Below are 638 nucleotides of genomic sequence, written 5' to 3'. Positions count from 1 at the left end.
GGTGATTTAAGTCAAGCATTTGTTAATGCCCAAGGCTGGGATAATTACAACTACGATGTTGATTGGCAAAGCCCGACTGCGTTAAATGCGTTGTCGCTTACTACCGCTGATGCATTAAATGATGGCCGCCGATTAAGCCACTATATTACAGGTAGAATTGATAATCCTGTGCGCGAAATGTCTACTGGTGAGTTTGATGCTAAGCGCTATGTAGACTTTGGCTTCGGCGATGGTTTTATGTTTGGTGCTGTGAAGTTCGGCGTACGTTACAGTCGTGAGGTACTTGAAAACTTTGACCAAGCAATCGGTGCTGTCGGTGTTAATGCTGATGCGGTCGGCAGCTTCACAATTAGTGATGCGTTAGTCTCTGATGGTCAAACCGAGTTTTTTAATGGTAATTTCCCAGGCACATTTGGCGCAAATTCGGGCTGGAAAACGATTGATAATTTATCCCACATTGCAGCATTACAAGATGGCATGGCTGATATTGAAGGGGGTATCAAAGCGGGCGATAGTGGGTTTTATGAGCGCTTTAATGGACCGCACCCACAGCAGTACGCCACTAATTTTGACGTGGAGCAGACTATATCTTCAGCTTACTTCATGACTGATATTTATGGGGATATAGGTAATGTACC

At 44.5% G+C, this 638-nt stretch carries 1 pseudogene; it reads left to right on the top strand.

Annotated elements, in window-relative coordinates:
- Window positions 1–638: pseudogene (locus tag PHAL_RS24325) on the top strand (TonB-dependent receptor); the annotation flags it as partial.

It is taken from the genome of Pseudoalteromonas haloplanktis ATCC 14393, from assembly GCF_000238355.1.
Lineage (GTDB): Bacteria > Pseudomonadota > Gammaproteobacteria > Enterobacterales > Alteromonadaceae > Pseudoalteromonas > Pseudoalteromonas haloplanktis.
Note: the sequence above shows the minus strand (reverse complement) of the source record. Positions and strands in the feature narration are given on the sequence as shown.